Origin of the sequence: Kitasatospora sp. NPDC088160 (assembly GCF_044741445.1) — a bacterium.
In the GTDB taxonomy this organism is placed as follows: Bacteria; Actinomycetota; Actinomycetes; order Streptomycetales; family Streptomycetaceae; genus Kitasatospora.
The window spans coordinates 60,406-77,310 of record NZ_JBIUSS010000031.1 but is presented as its reverse complement, the minus strand read 5'-3'; the positions used below and the strand labels follow the sequence as shown (position 1 = coordinate 77,310).

Here is a 16,905-nt window from a genome sequence, read left to right as displayed (position 1 = left end):
GGGAGGCCGGGCCCCCGGAGGGTGGCTCAGGCCAGCGAGGCCATCCAGGCCTCGACCTCGTCGGCGCGGCGCGGCAGGCCGGCCGAGAGGTTCTCGTTGCCGTCGGCGGTGACCAGGATGTCGTCCTCGATCCGGACGCCGATGCCGCGGTACTCCTGCGGCACGGTCAGGTCGTCCTGCTGGAAGTACAGGCCGGGCTCGACGGTGAGGACCATGCCGGGCACCAGCAGCGCGTCGGCGTGCTCCTCGCGGCGCGAGTGGGCGCAGTCGTGGACGTCGAGGCCGAGCATGTGGCCGGTGCCGTGCAGGGTCCAGCGGCGCTGGAGGCCCAGCTCCAGGACCTTCTCGACGTCGTAGGCCGAGGCGTCCAGCAGGCCCCAGGCGAGCAGGCGCTCGGCGAGCACGCGCTGCGAGGCGTCGTGGAAGTCGCGGAAGCGGGCGCCGGGCTTCACCGCGGCGATGCCGGCCTCCTGGGCGTCGTACACGGCGTCGTAGATCTTGCGCTGGAGGTCGTTGAAGCGGCCGTCGATCGGCAGGGTGCGGGTGACGTCGGCGGTGTAGAGGGTGTGGGTCTCGACGCCGGCGTCCAGCAGCAGCAGCTCGCCGGGGCGGACGTCGCCGTCGTTGCGGACCCAGTGCAGCGTGGTGGCGTGCGGGCCGGCGGCGGCGATGGTGCCGTAGCCGACGTCGTTGCCCTCGACCCGGGCGCGGCGCCAGAAGGTGCCCTCGATCCAGCGCTCGGAGGTGGCGACGGCCTGGCCGAGCTCGCGGACCACGTCGGTGAAGCCGTTGACGGTGGCGTCGCAGGCGGCGCGCAGCTCGCCGACCTCCCACTCGTCCTTGACCAGCCGCAGGCCGCTCAGGAACTCCTTGAACTCGGCGTCCCGGTCGGCGTCCAGCACGTCGGCCAGGGTGTCCTCCAGGCCGGCGTCGTAGCCGCGGACGATCCGGGTGGGCACCGCGGAGTCCTTGGTGCGCCCGGCCAGTTCCTCGGCGGCCTTGCGCACGTCGCGCGCCGGCAGGCCGAGCAGCTGCTCCTGCTCGCCCAGGCTGTTCCGGCGGCCGACCCACAGCTCGCCGTAGCCGTCCAGCCAGAACTCGCCGTTCTCGCGGTCGGAGCGGGGCAGCAGGTAGAGGGCGAACTCGTGGCCGGCGTCGCCGGTGGGCTCGGCGACGAGCACGGCGTCCTCGGTCTGGTCGCCGGTGAGGTGCACGTACTCGCTGGCGGCGCGGAAGCTGTAGTCGGTGTCGTTGGAGCGCACCCGCAGGTTGCCGGCCGGGACGACCAGCCGCTCGCCGGGGTAGGCGGCGGAGAGCCGGGCGCGGCGCTCGGCCGCGTACGGGGCCTGGGCGACCGGGACGAGGCCGTGCAGCTCGGTGTCGGCCCAGCCGGTCTTCATCGAGGCGGCCAGCTCGTCGGAGACCTCGCCGTACAGGCCGTTCTTGCGGCCCTTGAACTGCTGCGGCTCGTCGCCGCCGTCGGCTTCGGGGTTCTCGGCCACTGCGGGCGTGCGGTCCTCGGTCACGTGTAACGCCTCCTTGGGGTGGTACCGCCGCCCCTCGGGGGAGTGTCGGATCGCGACACGCGCGGGCGGCCGTGCGTCCATGGTACGGACGCCCGGCCGCTCGCCCGTTCGGGGTCGGGACGACTGTTCGGGACGACTGTTCGGGGCGGCTATTCGAAGCGGGCCGCGAGCAGCAGCAGGTCGTCGGTGGCCGGTCCGGGTCCGGGGTCGGGGCAGACGGCCAGCAGGTGGGCGCAGAGCCGGTCCGGGTCGATCCGCACGTCGCGCGGGGCGTCGGCGGCGGCCCGGCGCAGGTTGGCCTGGCCGGCGTGCAGGGTCGGGCCGCAGCGGCGGGCCAGCCCCTCGGTGTAGAGCAGCAGGGTGTCGCCGCGGTCGGCGGTGAGCTCGACGCCGGGGGCCTCCCAGCAGGCCAGCATGCCGAGCGGGGCGGAGAGCGAGGTCTCCACGAACTCGGCGCCGTGCCGGCCGACCAGGACGGGCGGGCAGTGGCCGGCGCCGGCCAGGGTGATCCGGCGCTCCTCGGGTTCCACCCAGGCGTAGACGGCGGTGGCGGTGCGGGCCGGCTCGGTGGTCTTGAGTAGGAGTTCCAGGTCGCCGAGGACGGAGACCGGGTCCTCGCCCTCCAGGACGGCGTAGGCGCGCAGCGCGGCCCGGATCCTGCCCATCGCGGCGGCCGCGCCGGGGGCGGAGCCGGGGCCCGCGCCGGGGCCGTCGCCGGAGACGGAGCCGACGGTGAGGCCGACGGTGCCGTCCGGCAGCGGGATGGCGTCGTACCAGTCGCTGCCGCAGGAGCGGTCCAGGCCGGCCGGGAGGATCCGGGCGGCCAGCCGCAGGCCGGCGGGCTGGGGGAGCCGGTCGGGCAGCAGGCCGCGGCGCAGCGCCTCGGTGGTGCGCCGGACCTTGTCCGCCTCCAGCTGTTTGGCGAGCAGCGGGGCGGCGATCGCGGCGTAGCGGTGCGCGAGCTCGCGCTGGCGCTCGGTGGGTTCGGCGGGCTCGTCGTAGAACCAGAGGGCGGCGGCGAGCGGGCCGTCCTCCTCGGTGGCGAGTGGCAGACCGTAGCAGCCGCCGAGGCCGAGCTGGGTGGCGAGTTCGCGCAGCCGGGCGCCGGTGGCCGGGTCCTCGGCGAGGTCGGGGGAGTGCAGCCGTTCGGGCCGGTCCTGCTCGCGCAGCAGCCTGGCGAGCAGGCTCTGCTCGGGCGGGACGGTCTCCAGCGCGCCGAGGCTGGCGCGGTCGAGGCCGAGGCCGACGGGCTGGCCGGGCCTGCCGCCGGGCATCCGGGTGACCAGGACGCCGCGTCGGGCGCCGAGCAGGGCGGCGCCGGAGGCGAGGACGGTGTCCAGGGTGGCGGCGAGGCCGCGGGCGCGGGCGAGCTGTTCGGTGTGCCGGTGCAGGCTGGCGAAATCGGACAGTCGTCCGGCCAAACGGTCCTGCACTCCGGCGGCCGGTGCCGTGCGGACGTCCGCCGCACCGTCCTGCGCGTCGGCGGGACCGGGGAAGCCCGGTGGGTCGAGGACGGTCAGCCCGCCGGCGCTGCCGGGCTCGCCCGGCTCGGAGGGTGTCGACGACGACGGGTGGGACTCGGTCATGCCGCCACTCCTGACGTGCTACGTGCCATGCGGAACCCCCAGGTACGGCCGGTGTGGAGCGATGACGGCCAAAGGGCGCGTTTCGCCTCGATTCGCTACTACTCGTCATTGATCGACAGCAATGCCACCACTTCTACACAGGCCATTTGGGGCATGTCCAGATCCAGGACGACGCGGTGGCCTGTTCCACATCCGCGAGACCCGGTCGGGGGGCGCGTACGGCCTGGGCGCGCGCCGGTCCGGTCGGGAGGCATGGAGGGGACCGGGAGCGGGCAGAACGGAGGGGACGGACCCGGCGGCCGTCCGGATCGTATGCCCGCGCCGCCCGGGACCCGGGCTGGCCGGAAGTCTCTCACTCGTACGGTGGAACCAAGCGCGCCCGGGCGGCGTCCATCCGGTCGCATACGGGATTCTCGTTCCAGGGGCTGTTTCAGTGCGCGGCCCTTCTCATGTCGTGCTCCACACCGTGATCCACGTCGTCGCCGCGCCGCCCGCCATGCCGCCCGCCCCCCTTCGCGCCGCCGGGGCCGTGCCACCGCGGGTCCGCGTGACGAGTCCCGGCGGTGCCGACGGGCCGGAGCGAACCGAGCGGTCAGGGAAAGGAACGAGCGCCATGCGTGAGAACCCGAAAGATCCGTGTCCGCCCGCCACTCCCCACCACCCCGTCCAGGACGACGTCGCACGTCAGCGCCCTGCCCGGCTCGCCGCGGCCCTGACGGCCGCCGTCGACCACCGCTGGCCCGTGGTGCCCGGGGCCGTCCTGCGCGGCGGTCAGTGCTCCTGCGGCGACCAGGACTGCGTCGTGCCGGGCGCGCACCCGCACGACCCGTCGCTGCTGGCCGCCACCACGGACGCCCGGATGGTGCGCTGGTGGTGGGAGCGGCAGAGCCCGGACGCTCCGGTGCTGGCCGCCACCGGTTCGGTGGTCTCGGCGGTCAGCCTGCCGGCGGCGGCCGGGGCCCGGGCGCTGGTCTACCTGGGCGCGCTGCGGCTGCCGCTCGGTCCGGTGCTGGCGATGCCGGGCCGGTACGCGCTGCTGGTGGCCCCGTACTCGCTGGACGCGCTCGGCGAGATGCTCTCTCAACTCCCTTGGGTGCCAGGCTCGTTGCGCTATCACGGGGTGGACGGCTTCCTGCCGCTGCCGCCCGGTGGAGCGGCTGGCCGGGTGCGTTGGGTGCTGGCCCCGCGCGCGGACGCCGACGGCGGGGTGTGGCTGCCGCAGGTCGGGCCGCTGCTGGGCGAGTTGGTGGAGGCGACGGTCCGGCTGGACAGCGGTCGCTCGGCGTACTGATCCGCCGGTCCGTTCCCGGGCCGCTCGTCGGGGCCCCGCGGAAAACAAAAGATCCGGCCGCTGGCGACGGGGGATGCACCAGCGGCCGGACTCTTTAGACAGTAACAAGGATCCGCGCCCGCGCCAATTTCCAAGACGCCCTGCCAGCCCGGAAATTGCGGCTTCATGGCGACAATGTGACGCGTATCACCCGGATCCCGGGCGCTTTAGTTCAAGGTGACCTGACGGTTCACCAGGTTCGCGCGGGCGCGCCGCTCCTCGGCGGTCAACGGGGTCTCGTCGGCGAGCACCGAGGCCAGCCGCTCGGCGAACTCGGCGGCCGGCTTCTCGCAGTCGGCGGCGGTCATGGCGAGCGGGAGGTCCCAGACCGGGACGGTCAGGCCGTGCGCGCGGAACGAGCCGACCAGGCGGGTGTCCGGGCCGAGCGAGGACTGGTCGGCGGCGCTGAGCCGGGCCAGCGCGTCCAGCAGCCGCTCCTCGGGCACGGTCATCACCCAGCGCAGGTGGTTCTTGTCGGGGGTGCCGCACCAGTAGGCGGCGTCGGCGCTCGCCAGCTTCTCGGTCGGGATGGCCGAGGCGTTGGCGCGCTCCAGGGAGGCGGCGACCTCGCCGGTCGCGGTCTCGGCGTCCTCCAGCCAGAACTCGAAGCCGGTGTGCACGGCGGGCGTGAACGCGGCGGTGACGTCCAGCAGGTCCTGGAGCCGGCGTCCGCCCGCCTCGGTCCGGCGGGACGGCACCGGGTTGCCCGGCTCGGTGGCCAGCGCCAGCTCCAGGGCGTCCGCGAGGTCGCGGCTGAGGTCGCCGGAGGAGGACTGGGTCTGCAGGCCGAGCAGGATGGAGCCGTCCTGGCGGCGCAGGGCCGGCCAGGCCAGCGGCAGCACGGTGGCCAGGGTCACCGACGGGACCTCGCCGGTGGCGCCCTCGGCCACCCCGGCGGCCAGCGTCAGCGGCACCGTGGCGGCGGGCACCAGCTCGCGCAGCGCGACCCAGTCGGCCTCGCCCGACAGGCCCTCGAACGGGCGGTGCACCAGCTCCTGCACCGCGTGCGAGGCCTCCCGGCCGTGACAGGCCTTGTACCGGCGGCCCGAACCGCAGGGGCAGTTCTCGCGGGCCCCCACCACGGGGACCTCGCCCGCGACGGCGGTGGTGGACTGACGCTGCGGCGCCTTCTTGGCGGCCTTCTTGCCCATGGTGCGGCTCTCCCGGGAACGGTGGTCCTTTGCTCCGGGCAGCCTACTGACGTTCCCCCGGCGCGCGGGCACGCGCCGGGCGGACGGGTGGGGAGCGCGCGTCGGTTCAGGCGCTGCGGGCGTCACCACCGGTGCGCCGGGCGTGCCGGGCCCGGGCGGGCAGCGCCGCCCAGACCGTCACCTCGCCGGGCGCGTCGCGCACGCCCCAGTCGCTGGCCAACTGGTCGACGATGTTCAGGCCGCGACCGCCGCGCGAGGTCAGCGAGGGGCCGGCGGGCAGCGGCCGGGTGGTCGCGCCGCCGTCGGTGACCTCCAGGGTGAGCACGCCGTCGGCGTGCAGCTGCCAGCGGACCAGCACGCCGCCGTCCGTTCCGCTCCCGTGCTCCTCGCGCTCCCGGCCGCCCGTGGCGGAATGCGCCCCGGAGGGGACGCCGACCAGCAGTTGGTCCACCACCTCGGCCCGGGCGCCGCGCCCCAGGGCCCGCAGCGGGCCGAGCGGACGGGCGTACCGACAGGCGTTGCTCAGCAGTTCGGAAAGGATCAGTACGGCATCATCAACGACCGGCTCCGGTATCTCCCGGTCGCCGAGATCTCGACGCAGTCGGCGCCGTGCGACCCCGACACTCGCCGGGCCGTGCGGCACTGCCATGGTCGATGAAGCCGGCACTTCACGCGCCACCATCAACGCCACCCCCGGACCTCCTTCAGCGTATGCCGAGGGAGAGATGCCCCTTGGTAATGCGTCGGAAACGACCGCCGGACGATCCCGCGAGGACATTTCAAGCGATTGCGACCGAGGGTGGACCTGAGGTCATTCCGTGCTCACCGTGCGTCGCCCCGGCGCATGAATTCCGGCAATAACGGGCCCGGAAGGTTTGACTGCCGACCAGAACGATCAGGTTGTGTCCGGGCTTTGCGGGTGGATTTGCGGGCGGCCCGCCGTCCGACGCCGGATCACCGGCCGAGCTGCGCCAGGACCTCGGCGGGCCGGTTGGTGATGATCGCGGACACCCCGAGCTCCAGGCACAGTTCCACGTCGGCCGGTTCGTCCACGGTCCACACGTGCACCTCGTGCCCCAGCTCGCGCAGCCGCGTCACCAGCTGCGGGCGGGCCCGCACCAGGTCGATGCCCGGTCCGGCGATCCGAGCCCCGCCCGGCAGCGGGGAGCCCGGGCGCAGCCGGCCGAGCAGCGGCAGGGTCCGTTCGAACAGGAACACCCGCCGGTACTCCGGCGCCGAGGCCGCCACCCGGTTCAGCCCCACCGAGGAGAAGCTCATGATCCGGGCCGAGGGGCGCTCGCCCTCCCGGCTCGCGCCGATCTTGAAGCGTTCGAGCTTCCGCAGCAGTTCGGCCTCCACCCGGCCGCGGTAGCGCACCGGGTGCTTGGTCTCGATCGCCAGGTCCACCGGGCGGCCGCAGTCCACCACCAGCTCCAGCAGCCGCTCCAGCCGCAGCACGCCGCGCAGCTCGGGGTCGGTGCTGGGGCGGCCGGTCTTCCAGGCGCCGAAGTCGTACGCCTCCAGCTCGGCCAGCGTCATCGCCGAGACGGTGCCCTGGCCGTTGGAGACCCGGCCGATCCGGCGGTCGTGCACGCAGACCAGCTCGCCGTCGGCGGTCAGCCGGACGTCGCACTCGACCGCGTCCGCGCCCTCGTCGAGCGCGCGCCGGTACGCCGCCAGGGTGTGCTCGGGCAGGGCGTGCGAGGAACCGCGGTGGGCGATCACCTGGACGGGCGGCGTGGTGCGCGCCGCCGTCGAGGACGGGTCTGTGCTGGTCACGGGCCCCACGATAGGCGGCGGAAGTGACGCGCAGGCGAAGACGGCCCCAATCTGCGGGGCCGTCTTCGGTGTCGGTCGGTCAGCTCGGCGCCGTCCTGCGGGTCAGCGGGGTGAGCGCCCAGGTGACCAGCGCGGGCACCAGGAAGGCGAACAGCGAGGCGGACGTCCACTCCTGCGGGGTGAAGTGCAGGGCGTCCTGGGCGGAGGTCCAGAAGTCCGTCCACCAGCCGGCCACCGCGGTCGGCGCGATGAACTGGTAGACCGCGAAGCCCAGCACCCAGGGCAGCAGCATCAGGCGGCGCGAGGGCGCGTCGGCGGAGAGGTTCCAGCCGTACCGGCCGGCGCCGAAGAAGTAGTCCACCGCCAGCACCGCCAGCAGCGGCACGAAGACCGAGCCGATCAGACCGAGGAAGTTGGTGTAGGTGTCGGTGAACTTGTCGATCTGCAGTGCCAGCACGGTGATCAGCAGGCCGATCCCGCCGGTCAGCACCCGGCGGTCCACCTTCGGCAGCAGGTTCTGCACCGACATCGCGGTCGAGTACACGTTGGCGAAGGACTGGTCCGTCTCGCGCAGCACCAGCACCAGCAGGAACAGCCAGCCGGCCCAGACGCCGAGGAAGGAGTCGAAGATCCTGTTCGGGTCGCCGTCGGACTGCAGCAGGGCCATCAGGCCGAGCACGTAGCACCAGACCTGGGCGATCGTGTAGCCGGAGAAGCTGCCCCAGAACGCCGAGCGTGCGGTGCGCGAGTGCCGGGTGTAGTCGGCGGCCAGCGGGACGAAGGAGATCGACACCGCGATCATCGCGTCGGTGGCGCCCAGGAAGCCGTGCCAGTTGCCGGCGCCCGGGTCGGGCACCCCCTGGCGGCCCAGCTGGACGGTGAAGTACACCATCGCGACGGCGACCGCACCGGCCACGAAGCGGCGCAGCACCGCGATCGAGCCCAGTGGCCAGATGGTCAGCGCGGTGGTCAGCGCGCCCGCCAGGAGCACGAACAGCCAGCGGTAGCCGTCGGTGTGGGCGACGGTCTGCGCGCCCGCCGCGATCGTCAGCAGCTCGAACACGCCCCAGCCGACGCACTGGACGATGTTCAGCACCGTCGGGACATACGACAGCCGGGTGCCGAACAGCCCGCGCAGGTTCGCCATCGCGGGCGCGCCGGTACGGGCCCCGATCAGCGCGGCCACGCCGAGCATCGCGGTGCCGACCACGGTGCCGGCCACGATCGCGGTCACCGCGGCGGCCAGCGACAGCTCGCTGCCCTTGGCGCCGAGCACGGTCGCGGCGGTGGAGAAGCCGATCAGGCTGACGCCCAGGTTCATCCAGAGCGCGAAGTGGTCCCGGAAGCGCAGCGTGCGCGGCGGCTCGGTGTCCAGCACGAGCGGCGCCTCGGCACGCTCCGGGCGCTCCAGGACGGCGGTCGCCGTGCCGGTGGGGCCCGCGTGACCGCTGTCACCGCCGTGAGCGGTCGGGGACGGTTCGGGGAAACCCTTGGACGCGGGCGCGTCCGAAGAAGAGGATGGCGAAGCAGGCGACATGGCCGATACTCCCTACGCCGGCATTACCCGGACAGGTTCCGGCGGTCTGCGCCCCCTCGACGGTCCGCCCACGATCCCGTGGCGTACGGTCGACCAGCGCACTCTCAGCCTGGATGGTCCAAGCTCCCGCGTGTCAGTTGTGAGCGACAGGCTAACCGGCCCGGGGGTGAACGCCAAGGCCACGGGGTGTGCGGCCCGCATCGCGGGACGCCCGGCGGAGGTGGGGGAGCCTCCGGTCGTCGGCCTGGTCTTCGGTTCGGCCGTCGACTTGCTCGTCGGCTCGGTCATCGCTCGGTCGTCGGCGTAGGACAGCCTGGTCGGCGGCCCGGCTGTCGGCTGCGGCTAAGGATTCTTATGAGTTATTCAGAGGGGTCCTTACGGCAAACGAATCGGCAGTACGAAAAACTATGGTCCTTGGTTCTGTCAGCTATGGAGGTCGTTCGTGAGCACCGAGCGCGAGGTTGGGCCCACCGGGCCGCAGGGGGAGCAGCCCTCGGGCGGCCAGGCGGCGGCTGTTCCCGCTTCCGACGGCCACGCCTCGGGCGGGCACCAGCCGACACTGGCCTTCGGCCGGGTCCCCGAGCCCGGGGCCGCTCCGGCCGCCGAGGCCGCACCGGCTGAGGCCGCGCCGACGGAGGGCGTTGCGGCCGATGGTGTTCCGGCCGAGGGTGGGTACCAGCCCACCGTGGCCTTCACCAAGGTCCCCGCGCCGGAGGCGCCCCCGCAGACCCCGGCCGCGCCGGTCGTCGACGCACCGGCCGCCCCGGTCGACGCCGCCACCGGCTACATCGACGCGCCGCCGCCGGTCCTGCCGCCCGCCCCGCCGGTCCCGGCCGCGCCGGCGGCACCCGCCGCACCCGTCGCACCCGTCGCACCCGTCGCCGAGAGCCCGGCCCTGCCGCCGGGTGCCAACCCGTACGCCACCCCGGCCCACGGCGTCCCCGCCGCCGGCCCGCACGACCCGTACGGCACCCCGGCCGCCCCCGGCGCGCCCGCCGCGCACCCCGCGCCCGGCCACCACCCGTTCGGCGCCGGCCAGCCGCTCGGCGGCTGGGGTGCCTCCCACGACGCCGGCGGCGGCGCGGGCTACCCGGGTGGCCCGGCCGGACCGCTCGGCTACCCGGCCGACTACCCCGGCGGCCCCGGCGGCCCGCGCAAGAAGCGCGGCGGCCTGGTCGCCCTGATCGCCGCCGTCGCGCTGATCGCCGGCGTGGCCGGCGGTGCGCTCGGCGTGACCGTCGCGGACCGCAACGACAGCACCAGCAGCGCCGACGACCACCGCAGCACCACCGTCCAGGCCAGCAACACCCAGAAGAACGAGCCCGCTCCCGGCTCGATCGCCGGCATCGCGCAGAAGGCGCTGCCCAGCGTCGTCACCATCAAGGCGCAGGGCAACGGCGAGTCGGGCACCGGCACCGGCTTCGTCTTCGACACCGAGGGCCACATCCTCACCAACAACCACGTGGTCGCGCCGACCCTCAACGGCGGCAAACTGACCGTCAAGTTCGCCGACGGCACGTCCTACAACGCGTCCGTGCTGGGCCACGCCGAGGGCTACGACGTCGCCGTGGTCAAGATCGAAAACCCGCCGAAGAGCAAGCTGGCCCCGCTTCCGCTGGCCGACTCCGACAAGGTCAACGTCGGTGACGCCACCGTCGCGATCGGTGCGCCGTACGGCCTGGAGTCCACCGTCACCAGCGGCATCGTCAGCGCCAAGGACCGCCCGGTCGCCTCCGGCGACGAGACCGGCGGCCAGTCCTCCTACATGAACGCCCTGCAGACCGACGCCTCGATCAACCCCGGCAACTCCGGCGGCCCGCTGCTCGACTCCAGCGGCTCGGTGATCGGCATCAACTCGGCGATCCAGTCCAACGCCTCCGCCAACGGCCGGGCCGGCAGCATCGGCCTCGGCTTCGCCATCCCGATCAACCAGGCCAAGTGGGTCGCCGACACCCTGATCAAGACCGGCAAGCCGGTCTACGCCAAGCTCGACGTGCTGCGCAACGACGACTACAAGGGCGACGGCGCGCAGATCCAGACCCGCGACATCCAGGGCCAGCCGGCCGTCACCCCCGGCGGCGCCGCCGACAAGGCCGGTCTCAAGCCGGGCGACGTCATCACCAAGCTCGGCGGAGTGCCGATCGACAACGGCCCTGCCCTGGTCAGCCGGATCTGGACGCACAAGCCCGGCGAGACCGTCGACGTCGAGTACACCCGCAACGGCCAGCAGTTCAACACCAAGGTCACCCTCGGCCAGCGGGACGGCGACAGCTGACCCCCACCCGCACGAAACGGTGTGCACCGAACCCCGCCGGACCCGTTAGGCTGACCTCCGCCTGGAGAGCTGCCCGAGCGGCCTAAGGGAACAGTCTTGAAAACTGTCGTGCGGTGACCCCGTACCGTGGGTTCGAATCCCACGCTCTCCGCTGGTTGGAGAACCACCTGCTCAGGGCGGGTGCCGAGATCACTCGGCACCCGCCTTCCGCGTTTTCGGCGGGCGGGGGTTGACCCTGACACGGTGGCAGGGGGTGGAGTGGGGGCACCATGTTGAACATCGGAGACTTCGCCAGCCACGGCCGGGTGTCGGTGCGGATGCTGCGCCACTACGACGCGATCGGTCTGCTGCGGCCCGCCAGGGTGGACCCGGTCAGCGGGTACCGGTCCTACGAGGCGTCCCAACTCGCCCGGCTCAACCGGGTGATCGCGCTCAAGGAGCTCGGCTTCACGCTGCAGCAGGTGCGGGCCGTCCTGGACGAGCAGGTGGACGCGGCCGAACTGCGCGGGATGCTGCGGCTGCGCCGGGCCCAACTCGCCGAGGCGATCGCCGCGGACGAGCAGCGGCTGACCCGGGTGGAGGCGAGGCTCCGGACGATCGAGAGCGAGGGGACCATGTCCGCACACGACGTCGTACTGAAGCGGGTGCCGTCCGTCCGGGTGGCCGAACTGACCGCGGTGGCCGCGAGTTACCAGCCGGAGGACATCGGGCCGGTGATCGGCCCGCTGTTCGCGGAGCTGTGCCGGCGGCTGGCCGAGGCCGGGATCGCCGAGGCGGGCCCGTCCGTCGCCCGGTACGAGGACGTGCCGGAGGGCGAGGGCACGGTGCTGATCCGGGTGGCCGTCCCGGTCGGGCCGGCGGTGGAGCCGGGCCGGTACGGCTTCGCGGTGCTCGACCTGCCGCCGATCGAGGAGGCGGCGACGGTCGTGCACCGCGGCTCGATGGACGAGGCGATGGGGAGCTTCCAGGAGCTGGCCCGCTTCATCGACGCGAACGGCTACCGCTCGGCCGGCTACGCCCGGGAGCTCTACCTGGAGTGCCCGGACGACCCGGCGCGGTGGGTCACGGAGTTCCAGGAGCCGGTGGTCCGCCGGTAGGCCCGGTCCGGCCGGGGCCCACGCCCGCAGATCCGCCGGGGGCCCACTTGCCCGGCCTCCGGCGGGCGGGCAGAGTGCGGTGGAGGCGGCTGGTGGCGAGTGGAGGCGGCGATGGGTGACCTGACGGACCGACTGGCGCAGGGCCTTCCGGCCGGGGCGGTGGTGGTGGATCCGGACGTGACCGCCGCCTACCGCCACGACATGGCCGGCTTCTGCGCCGCCGGTGCGCCCGCCGTGGTGGTGTTCCCGGAGACGGTCGAGCAGGTGCAGCACGTGCTGCGCATCGCCACCGCGTTGCGGGTGCCGGTGGTGCCGCAGGGGGCGCGGACCGGGCTGTCGGGTGCGGCGAACGCCGTGGACGGCTGCATCGTGCTGTCGATGGTGAAGTTGAACCGGATCCTGGAGCTCGACCCGGTGAACCGGATCGCGGTGGTCGAGCCCGGCGTGGTGAACGCCGAACTTTCGCGAGCAGCCGGTGAGTTGGGCCTTTCGTACCCGCCGGACCCGTCCAGCTGGGAGTCCTGCACGATCGGCGGCAACATCGGCACCGGCGCGGGCGGGCTCTGCTGCGTGAAGTACGGCGTCACCAGCGAGTACGTGCTCGGCCTGGACGTGGTGCTGGCGGACGGGCGGCTGCTGTCCACCGGGCGCCGGACGGCCAAGGGCGTGGCCGGGTACGACCTGACCCGGCTGCTGGTCGGCTCGGAGGGCACACTGGGCGTGGTGGTCCGGGCGGTGCTCGCGCTGCGGCCCGCGCCGGCGCCGCAGCTGGCGCTGGCGGCGGAGTTCCCGAGCGCGGACGCGGCGGGCGCGGCCGTCTGCGAGGTGATGGCGTGCGGCCTGACCCCGTCGCTGATGGAGCTGATGGACGCGGTCAGCGTGCGGGCGGTCAACGACCTGGGGCGGATGGGGCTGCCGGAGACGACCCGGGCGCTGCTGCTGGTGGCCTTCGACGGGCCGGACCGGGAGGCCGGGCTGGCGCGGGTGGCGGAGCTCTGCCGGGCGGCCGGGGCGACCGAGGTGGTGCCGGCCGAGGACGAGGCGGAGTCGCAGCTGCTGCTGGAGGCCCGGCGACTGGCACTGCCCGCGCTGGACCGGTTGGGCACCACGATGATCGACGACGTGGCGGTGCCGCGCTCCCGGCTGGCCGAGATGCTGAACGGCGTGGCGCTGATCGCCGAGCGGCACGCGCTGACCATCGGGGTGGTCAGCCACGCCGGGGACGGCAACACCCACCCGATCGTGATCTTCGACGGCTCGGACGAGGAGCAGGCGGCGCGGGCGCAGCGCTCCTTCGACGAGATCATGGCGCTGGGGCTGGAGCTGGGCGGCACGATCACCGGGGAGCACGGGGTGGGGCTGCTCAAGCGGGACTGGCTGGCGCGCGAGCTGGGGCCGGTCGCGCTGGACCTCCAGCGACAGCTGAAGGCGGTCTTCGATCCGCTGGGAATCATGAACCCGGGCAAGATGGTGTGATGTTATTTCTCCCATATTCCAGTACGACTTTCCGATGGTCTGGGAATGGCTGGAAAAGTCGACATGGGAGGGTGGTCGAACTTTTCGGGGGCGCGTTTCCTGATTTCCCTGCGCCGGGGTGGTGCGCCTGGTGGTTCGTGTGACGGCGGAGCGCCCTGCCTGAAGGGCCTTCCAGGAGGCCATCGCCCGGGCAAAGTGCCAGCTCGGTAGGGGTGTGTCGGCGCACTGTCCGATTTTCGGCCCGTTATGCGCAGCCCGGGTGGATATCACGCTAACGGGCGAAAACTGCTTCGCCGACTAGTGCTTTGTCGATTTGTTGCGGAAGTCTGTCTCTCGGCGTCGCAGCCCGCAGGTGTTCGTCTGGCCGGCGAACTCCCGCACCCCCTGCTCGACAATTGCACGATTTACAGCTTCTTGGAGGCTCTCATGGCTCGCATCCACACCCGCCGGGTGGCCGGACTCCTGCTCGCCGCCCCGCTCGCGGCCGGCCTGCTGCTGGCCGGTGCCGGTGCTGCGGCCGCCGACAACGGTGCGGGCGCCGGTGCCGGCTCCAACGCCGGCGTGGTGTCCAACGTCGGCACGGGCAACGTGTTCGGCGGGGTCGACGGCAACTACATCTCCACCCAGCAGACCGCCACCGGGACGGGCGCCTCGAACCAGAACAACACCCTCGCGGTGAAGGACAACGCGGGCACCATCCTGGCCGGGCAGTCCAACAAGAACATCAACGTCGTGTTCGCCCCGATCTTCCACTGATCCGATCGGGCACCACCGACGGCGGGGGCGCCGGAGGTGGGCGGCCGCGGGTGAGCTGAGCACTCGCGGAGGGGCTCGAACCAGTCTCCGGGCGGAATTCCCGCCCGGGCGCGGATCAGAACAGCGCATGACCGGCCAGCGGAAAGGGTCACCGTGAAGCCGGCCTCGTGGGCGGTGCCGCCATCGGCACCGCCCACGAGTGCGTCCGGAGCCGGGAGCGAACCGCCCGGGCCCGCTCGTCGCCGGCTGCCCGTCGCCGCCGACACCGCCCGGGACCGCCCGTCGAGGCCGGCCCGGACGGCCCGGACGCGTCCAGCGAGGGCCCGCGCCCGGAGCCGTCGGTGTTCGGCGGTACGGTTGCGCTCCGACAGCGCACCACGTGCCCGGGCCCGGGAAGGACGGCCCGGCCGGGGCGGCGACCGCGGCAACCGGAGGAGAGGGCGCGCGATGGCGGCGGAGGAGGAGGGCCTGACCGGCCCGGGCGAGGCCTGGCCTGCACCGGAGCCGGATCCGCGATCCGGGCCGGACGCCCGCCGGGAGCCGGCGGAGCACCGGCCCGAGCCGAAGTCCGTGCCCGAGCTGCTGCTCGGCCGCCCGCCGATGGCCCGCCCGCTGCCGACCTTCGACGCCGAGGCCGCGCCCGCCGAGCCCGGCCCGCTGTTCGTGGACTGGCTCGCCACCGCGCTGGCCGCCGGCGTGCCGGACCCGCAGGTGGTCACCCTCTCCACGGTCGACGCGGACGGCCTGCCGGACGCCCGGGTGCTGGTGCTGCGCGACGTCGACGCGGCCGGCACCGGCTGGGTCTTCTCCGCCGCCGCCGACAGCCCCAAGGGCCGCCAGCTGGCCGACCACCCGGCCGCCGCGCTGACCGTCTACTGGCCCCAGCTGGGCCGCCAGGTACGGGTCCGCGGCACCGTCGAGCGGGCCGCCGACCTGGTCGCCGCCGCCGAGTTCGCCACCCGCTCCCCGGACGCCCGGGTCGGCGCGCTGGTCGGGCGGCAGAGCGAGCCGATGGCCTCGCTCGCCGAGTACGACGAGGCCGTCGCCGTCGCCCGCCGCCGCCTGGAGGCCACCCCGGACGCCGTCGCGGCCGGGCACGCGGTCTACACCCTGTGGGCGCACGAGGTGGAGTACTGGCAGGGCGACGCGCAGCGCCGGCACGTCCGGCTGCGCTACACCCGCACCGGACCGGTCCGGACCCCGGAGTGGTCGCGCACCCTGCTGTGGCCGTGACGACCTGACGGTCCAAGGGCCCGGCCCTTGGACCGACCGTGCTGCCCTACCGCCGCCCGGTCAGCGTGGCTCCCACGCTGGCCGCCACCACACAGCCGATCCCGGCCAGCTGCGGCACGCCCAGCAGCTGGCCGAGCACCACCAGGCCGACCAGCGCGCTGACCGCCGGCTCCAGACTGACCAGCACGCTGAACACCCGCTGCGGCATCCGCCGCAGCGCGGTCATCTCCAGCGCGTACGGGATCACCGGCAGCAGCAGCGACACCCCGGCCACCGCGGCCAGCAGCCCCAGCGGCGAGGCGCCGGGCGCGGTCAGCCCGTCCCAGGCCTGGCCGAGTCCGAACGGCGCCAGGGCGAGCGCGCCGACCGTCATCGACACCGCCAGGCCCTGGAAGCCCTGGAAGGCGGCGCCGACCTTGTCGGTGAACAGGATGTACGCGGCGTAGCAGGCGGCCGCCCCGAAGGCGTAGAGCAGTCCGACCGGGTCGAGCCCGCCCCCGTCGCCGCCCTCGCCGAGCAGGGTCAGCAGGACGACGCCGCCGGCGGCGAGCAGCGCCCAGAGCAGGTGGCTGGCACGCCGGGCGAAGACCAGGGCGACCGCGAGCGGGCCGAGGAACTCGATGGTCGCGGCGGTGCCCATCGGCAGCCGGTCGATCGCCCCGGCGAACAGGAAGGTCATCCCGGCCGAGGCCACGCCCAGCAGGGCCGCCGCGGCGAGGTCGCGCGGGCGCTTGTCGCGCAGCCGGGGCCGGGTGACGGCGAGCAGGATGACCGCCGCGAAGCCCAGCCGCAGGAAGGTGGTGCCGCTGACCCCGAGCGGGCCGAACAGCGGCTTGGACAGGGCGATCCCGGTCTGCACCAGGAACATCGCGGTCAGACAGAGAAGCGGCGCCGGGATCCTCTCCGGGCGCCGCAGGACCTTCGGGAGTCGGCCGGTGGGCCGACCGGGGGGCGCGTCGGGCGGTGCCGTGGAGCCGGGTGCCCCGCCTCGTCGCCAGCTGCCCCGCTCGCCGGCGGGCTCGCCCTGGGGGGCGGGCGGCATGGCAAGCGCCTCGGCGACGGCGGCAGCCGGCATCGGGGCGGTGGTTTCGCTGGGATGGGAGGTGGGCATATGGGCGAGTTTGCCGTAAGGAGTGATGAACGGGCAAGCTCGTTACAA

At 73.8% G+C, this 16,905-nt stretch carries 13 protein-coding genes, 1 tRNA gene and 1 riboswitch; of the genes, 7 read left to right on the top strand and 7 right to left on the bottom strand.

What is annotated here, in order from left to right; all coding sequences use genetic code 11:
• Positions 1 to 26: 26 nt before the first annotated feature.
• Both ACIOGZ_RS36325 and ACIOGZ_RS36320 read right to left on the bottom strand, forming a co-directional pair.
• The gene (locus ACIOGZ_RS36325) at positions 27 to 1,526 is read right to left on the bottom strand and encodes an aminopeptidase P family protein (RefSeq protein ID WP_363579787.1); all 1,500 of its coding nucleotides are present in this window, start codon (positions 1,524 to 1,526) and stop codon (positions 27 to 29) included.
• Between the two features lie 149 nt (positions 1,527 to 1,675).
• Entirely contained in the window at positions 1,676 to 3,112 is a 1,437-nt protein-coding gene (locus tag ACIOGZ_RS36320; protein WP_363619478.1) for a PP2C family protein-serine/threonine phosphatase, read from the bottom strand.
• 613 nt (positions 3,113 to 3,725) lie between these two features.
• Between ACIOGZ_RS36320 and ACIOGZ_RS36315 the strand changes: the two genes are divergently transcribed.
• A complete protein-coding gene (locus ACIOGZ_RS36315; RefSeq protein WP_363579785.1) occupies positions 3,726 to 4,403 on the top strand; it encodes a bifunctional DNA primase/polymerase in 678 nt (225 codons plus the stop codon).
• Positions 4,404 to 4,609: 206 nt separating this feature from the next.
• Here the strand turns inward: ACIOGZ_RS36315 and ACIOGZ_RS36310 are convergent, their stop codons facing one another.
• From ACIOGZ_RS36310 to ACIOGZ_RS36295, 4 genes are all read right to left on the bottom strand, one after another.
• Positions 4,610 to 5,593, bottom strand: a complete 984-nt coding sequence (locus ACIOGZ_RS36310; protein WP_363579784.1) for a DUF5926 family protein — start codon at positions 5,591 to 5,593, stop codon at positions 4,610 to 4,612.
• Positions 5,594 to 5,699: 106 nt separating this feature from the next.
• Positions 5,700 to 6,242, bottom strand: coding sequence for an ATP-binding protein (locus tag ACIOGZ_RS36305; RefSeq protein WP_363579783.1), 543 nt, complete (start codon positions 6,240 to 6,242; stop codon positions 5,700 to 5,702).
• A 305-nt stretch (positions 6,243 to 6,547) separates the two neighbouring features.
• Positions 6,548 to 7,372, bottom strand: a complete 825-nt coding sequence (locus ACIOGZ_RS36300; protein WP_363579782.1) for a glycerophosphodiester phosphodiesterase family protein — start codon at positions 7,370 to 7,372, stop codon at positions 6,548 to 6,550.
• Positions 7,373 to 7,451: 79 nt separating this feature from the next.
• A complete protein-coding gene (locus ACIOGZ_RS36295) occupies positions 7,452 to 8,909 on the bottom strand; it encodes a cytosine permease (RefSeq protein ID WP_363579781.1) in 1,458 nt (485 codons plus the stop codon).
• A riboswitch (TPP riboswitch) is annotated at positions 8,902 to 9,049 on the bottom strand. (Overlaps the previous gene by 8 nt.)
• 302 nt (positions 9,050 to 9,351) lie before the next feature.
• Here ACIOGZ_RS36295 and ACIOGZ_RS36290 point away from each other — a divergent pair.
• The 6 genes from ACIOGZ_RS36290 (at position 9,352) to ACIOGZ_RS36265 (ending at position 15,746) form a co-directional block, all read left to right on the top strand.
• Positions 9,352 to 11,184 carry a trypsin-like peptidase domain-containing protein gene (locus tag ACIOGZ_RS36290; protein ID WP_363579780.1) on the top strand — a complete coding sequence of 611 codons (1,833 nt, stop codon included), beginning with the start codon at positions 9,352 to 9,354 and terminating at the stop codon, positions 11,182 to 11,184.
• Positions 11,185 to 11,247: 63 nt separating this feature from the next.
• Positions 11,248 to 11,335 (top strand) — tRNA-Ser (locus tag ACIOGZ_RS36285).
• A gap of 118 nt (positions 11,336 to 11,453) precedes the next feature.
• Positions 11,454 to 12,281 (top strand): MerR family transcriptional regulator, encoded by an 828-nt coding sequence (locus tag ACIOGZ_RS36280; protein WP_363627853.1) that lies wholly within the window; start codon positions 11,454 to 11,456, stop codon positions 12,279 to 12,281.
• A 111-nt stretch (positions 12,282 to 12,392) separates the two neighbouring features.
• On the top strand, positions 12,393 to 13,757 hold the full coding sequence (locus ACIOGZ_RS36275; RefSeq protein ID WP_363579778.1) for an FAD-linked oxidase C-terminal domain-containing protein: 1,365 nt from the start codon (positions 12,393 to 12,395) through the stop codon (positions 13,755 to 13,757).
• A gap of 426 nt (positions 13,758 to 14,183) precedes the next feature.
• Positions 14,184 to 14,513, top strand: a complete 330-nt coding sequence (locus ACIOGZ_RS36270) for a hypothetical protein (protein ID WP_363579777.1) — start codon at positions 14,184 to 14,186, stop codon at positions 14,511 to 14,513.
• A 447-nt stretch (positions 14,514 to 14,960) separates the two neighbouring features.
• Positions 14,961 to 15,746 carry a pyridoxal 5'-phosphate synthase gene (locus ACIOGZ_RS36265; RefSeq protein ID WP_350876456.1) on the top strand — a complete coding sequence of 262 codons (786 nt, stop codon included), beginning with the start codon at positions 14,961 to 14,963 and terminating at the stop codon, positions 15,744 to 15,746.
• A 46-nt stretch (positions 15,747 to 15,792) separates the two neighbouring features.
• Here ACIOGZ_RS36265 and ACIOGZ_RS36260 read toward each other — a convergent pair whose 3' ends face one another.
• Positions 15,793 to 16,857 (bottom strand): EamA family transporter, encoded by a 1,065-nt coding sequence (locus ACIOGZ_RS36260; RefSeq protein WP_363579775.1) that lies wholly within the window; start codon positions 16,855 to 16,857, stop codon positions 15,793 to 15,795.
• Positions 16,858 to 16,905: the final 48 nt, after the last annotated feature.

Excerpts from the sequence above, each read along its gene's own strand:
- ACIOGZ_RS36320 (WP_363619478.1), bottom strand. The coding sequence starts at position 3,112 with ATGACCGAGTCCCACCCGTCGTCGTCGACACCCTCCGAGCCGGGCGAG.
- ACIOGZ_RS36260 (WP_363579775.1), bottom strand. The coding sequence starts at position 16,857 with ATGCCCACCTCCCATCCCAGCGAAACCACCGCCCCGATGCCGGCTGCC.
- ACIOGZ_RS36280 (WP_363627853.1), top strand. The coding sequence starts at position 11,454 with ATGTTGAACATCGGAGACTTCGCCAGCCACGGCCGGGTGTCGGTGCGG.
- ACIOGZ_RS36270 (WP_363579777.1), top strand. The coding sequence starts at position 14,184 with ATGGCTCGCATCCACACCCGCCGGGTGGCCGGACTCCTGCTCGCCGCC.
- ACIOGZ_RS36310 (WP_363579784.1), bottom strand. The coding sequence starts at position 5,593 with ATGGGCAAGAAGGCCGCCAAGAAGGCGCCGCAGCGTCAGTCCACCACC.
- ACIOGZ_RS36315 (WP_363579785.1), top strand. The coding sequence starts at position 3,726 with ATGCGTGAGAACCCGAAAGATCCGTGTCCGCCCGCCACTCCCCACCAC.
- ACIOGZ_RS36275 (WP_363579778.1), top strand. The coding sequence starts at position 12,393 with ATGGGTGACCTGACGGACCGACTGGCGCAGGGCCTTCCGGCCGGGGCG.
- ACIOGZ_RS36295 (WP_363579781.1), bottom strand. The coding sequence starts at position 8,909 with ATGTCGCCTGCTTCGCCATCCTCTTCTTCGGACGCGCCCGCGTCCAAG.
- ACIOGZ_RS36265 (WP_350876456.1), top strand. The coding sequence starts at position 14,961 with ATGGCGGCGGAGGAGGAGGGCCTGACCGGCCCGGGCGAGGCCTGGCCT.
- ACIOGZ_RS36305 (WP_363579783.1), bottom strand. The coding sequence starts at position 6,242 with ATGGCAGTGCCGCACGGCCCGGCGAGTGTCGGGGTCGCACGGCGCCGA.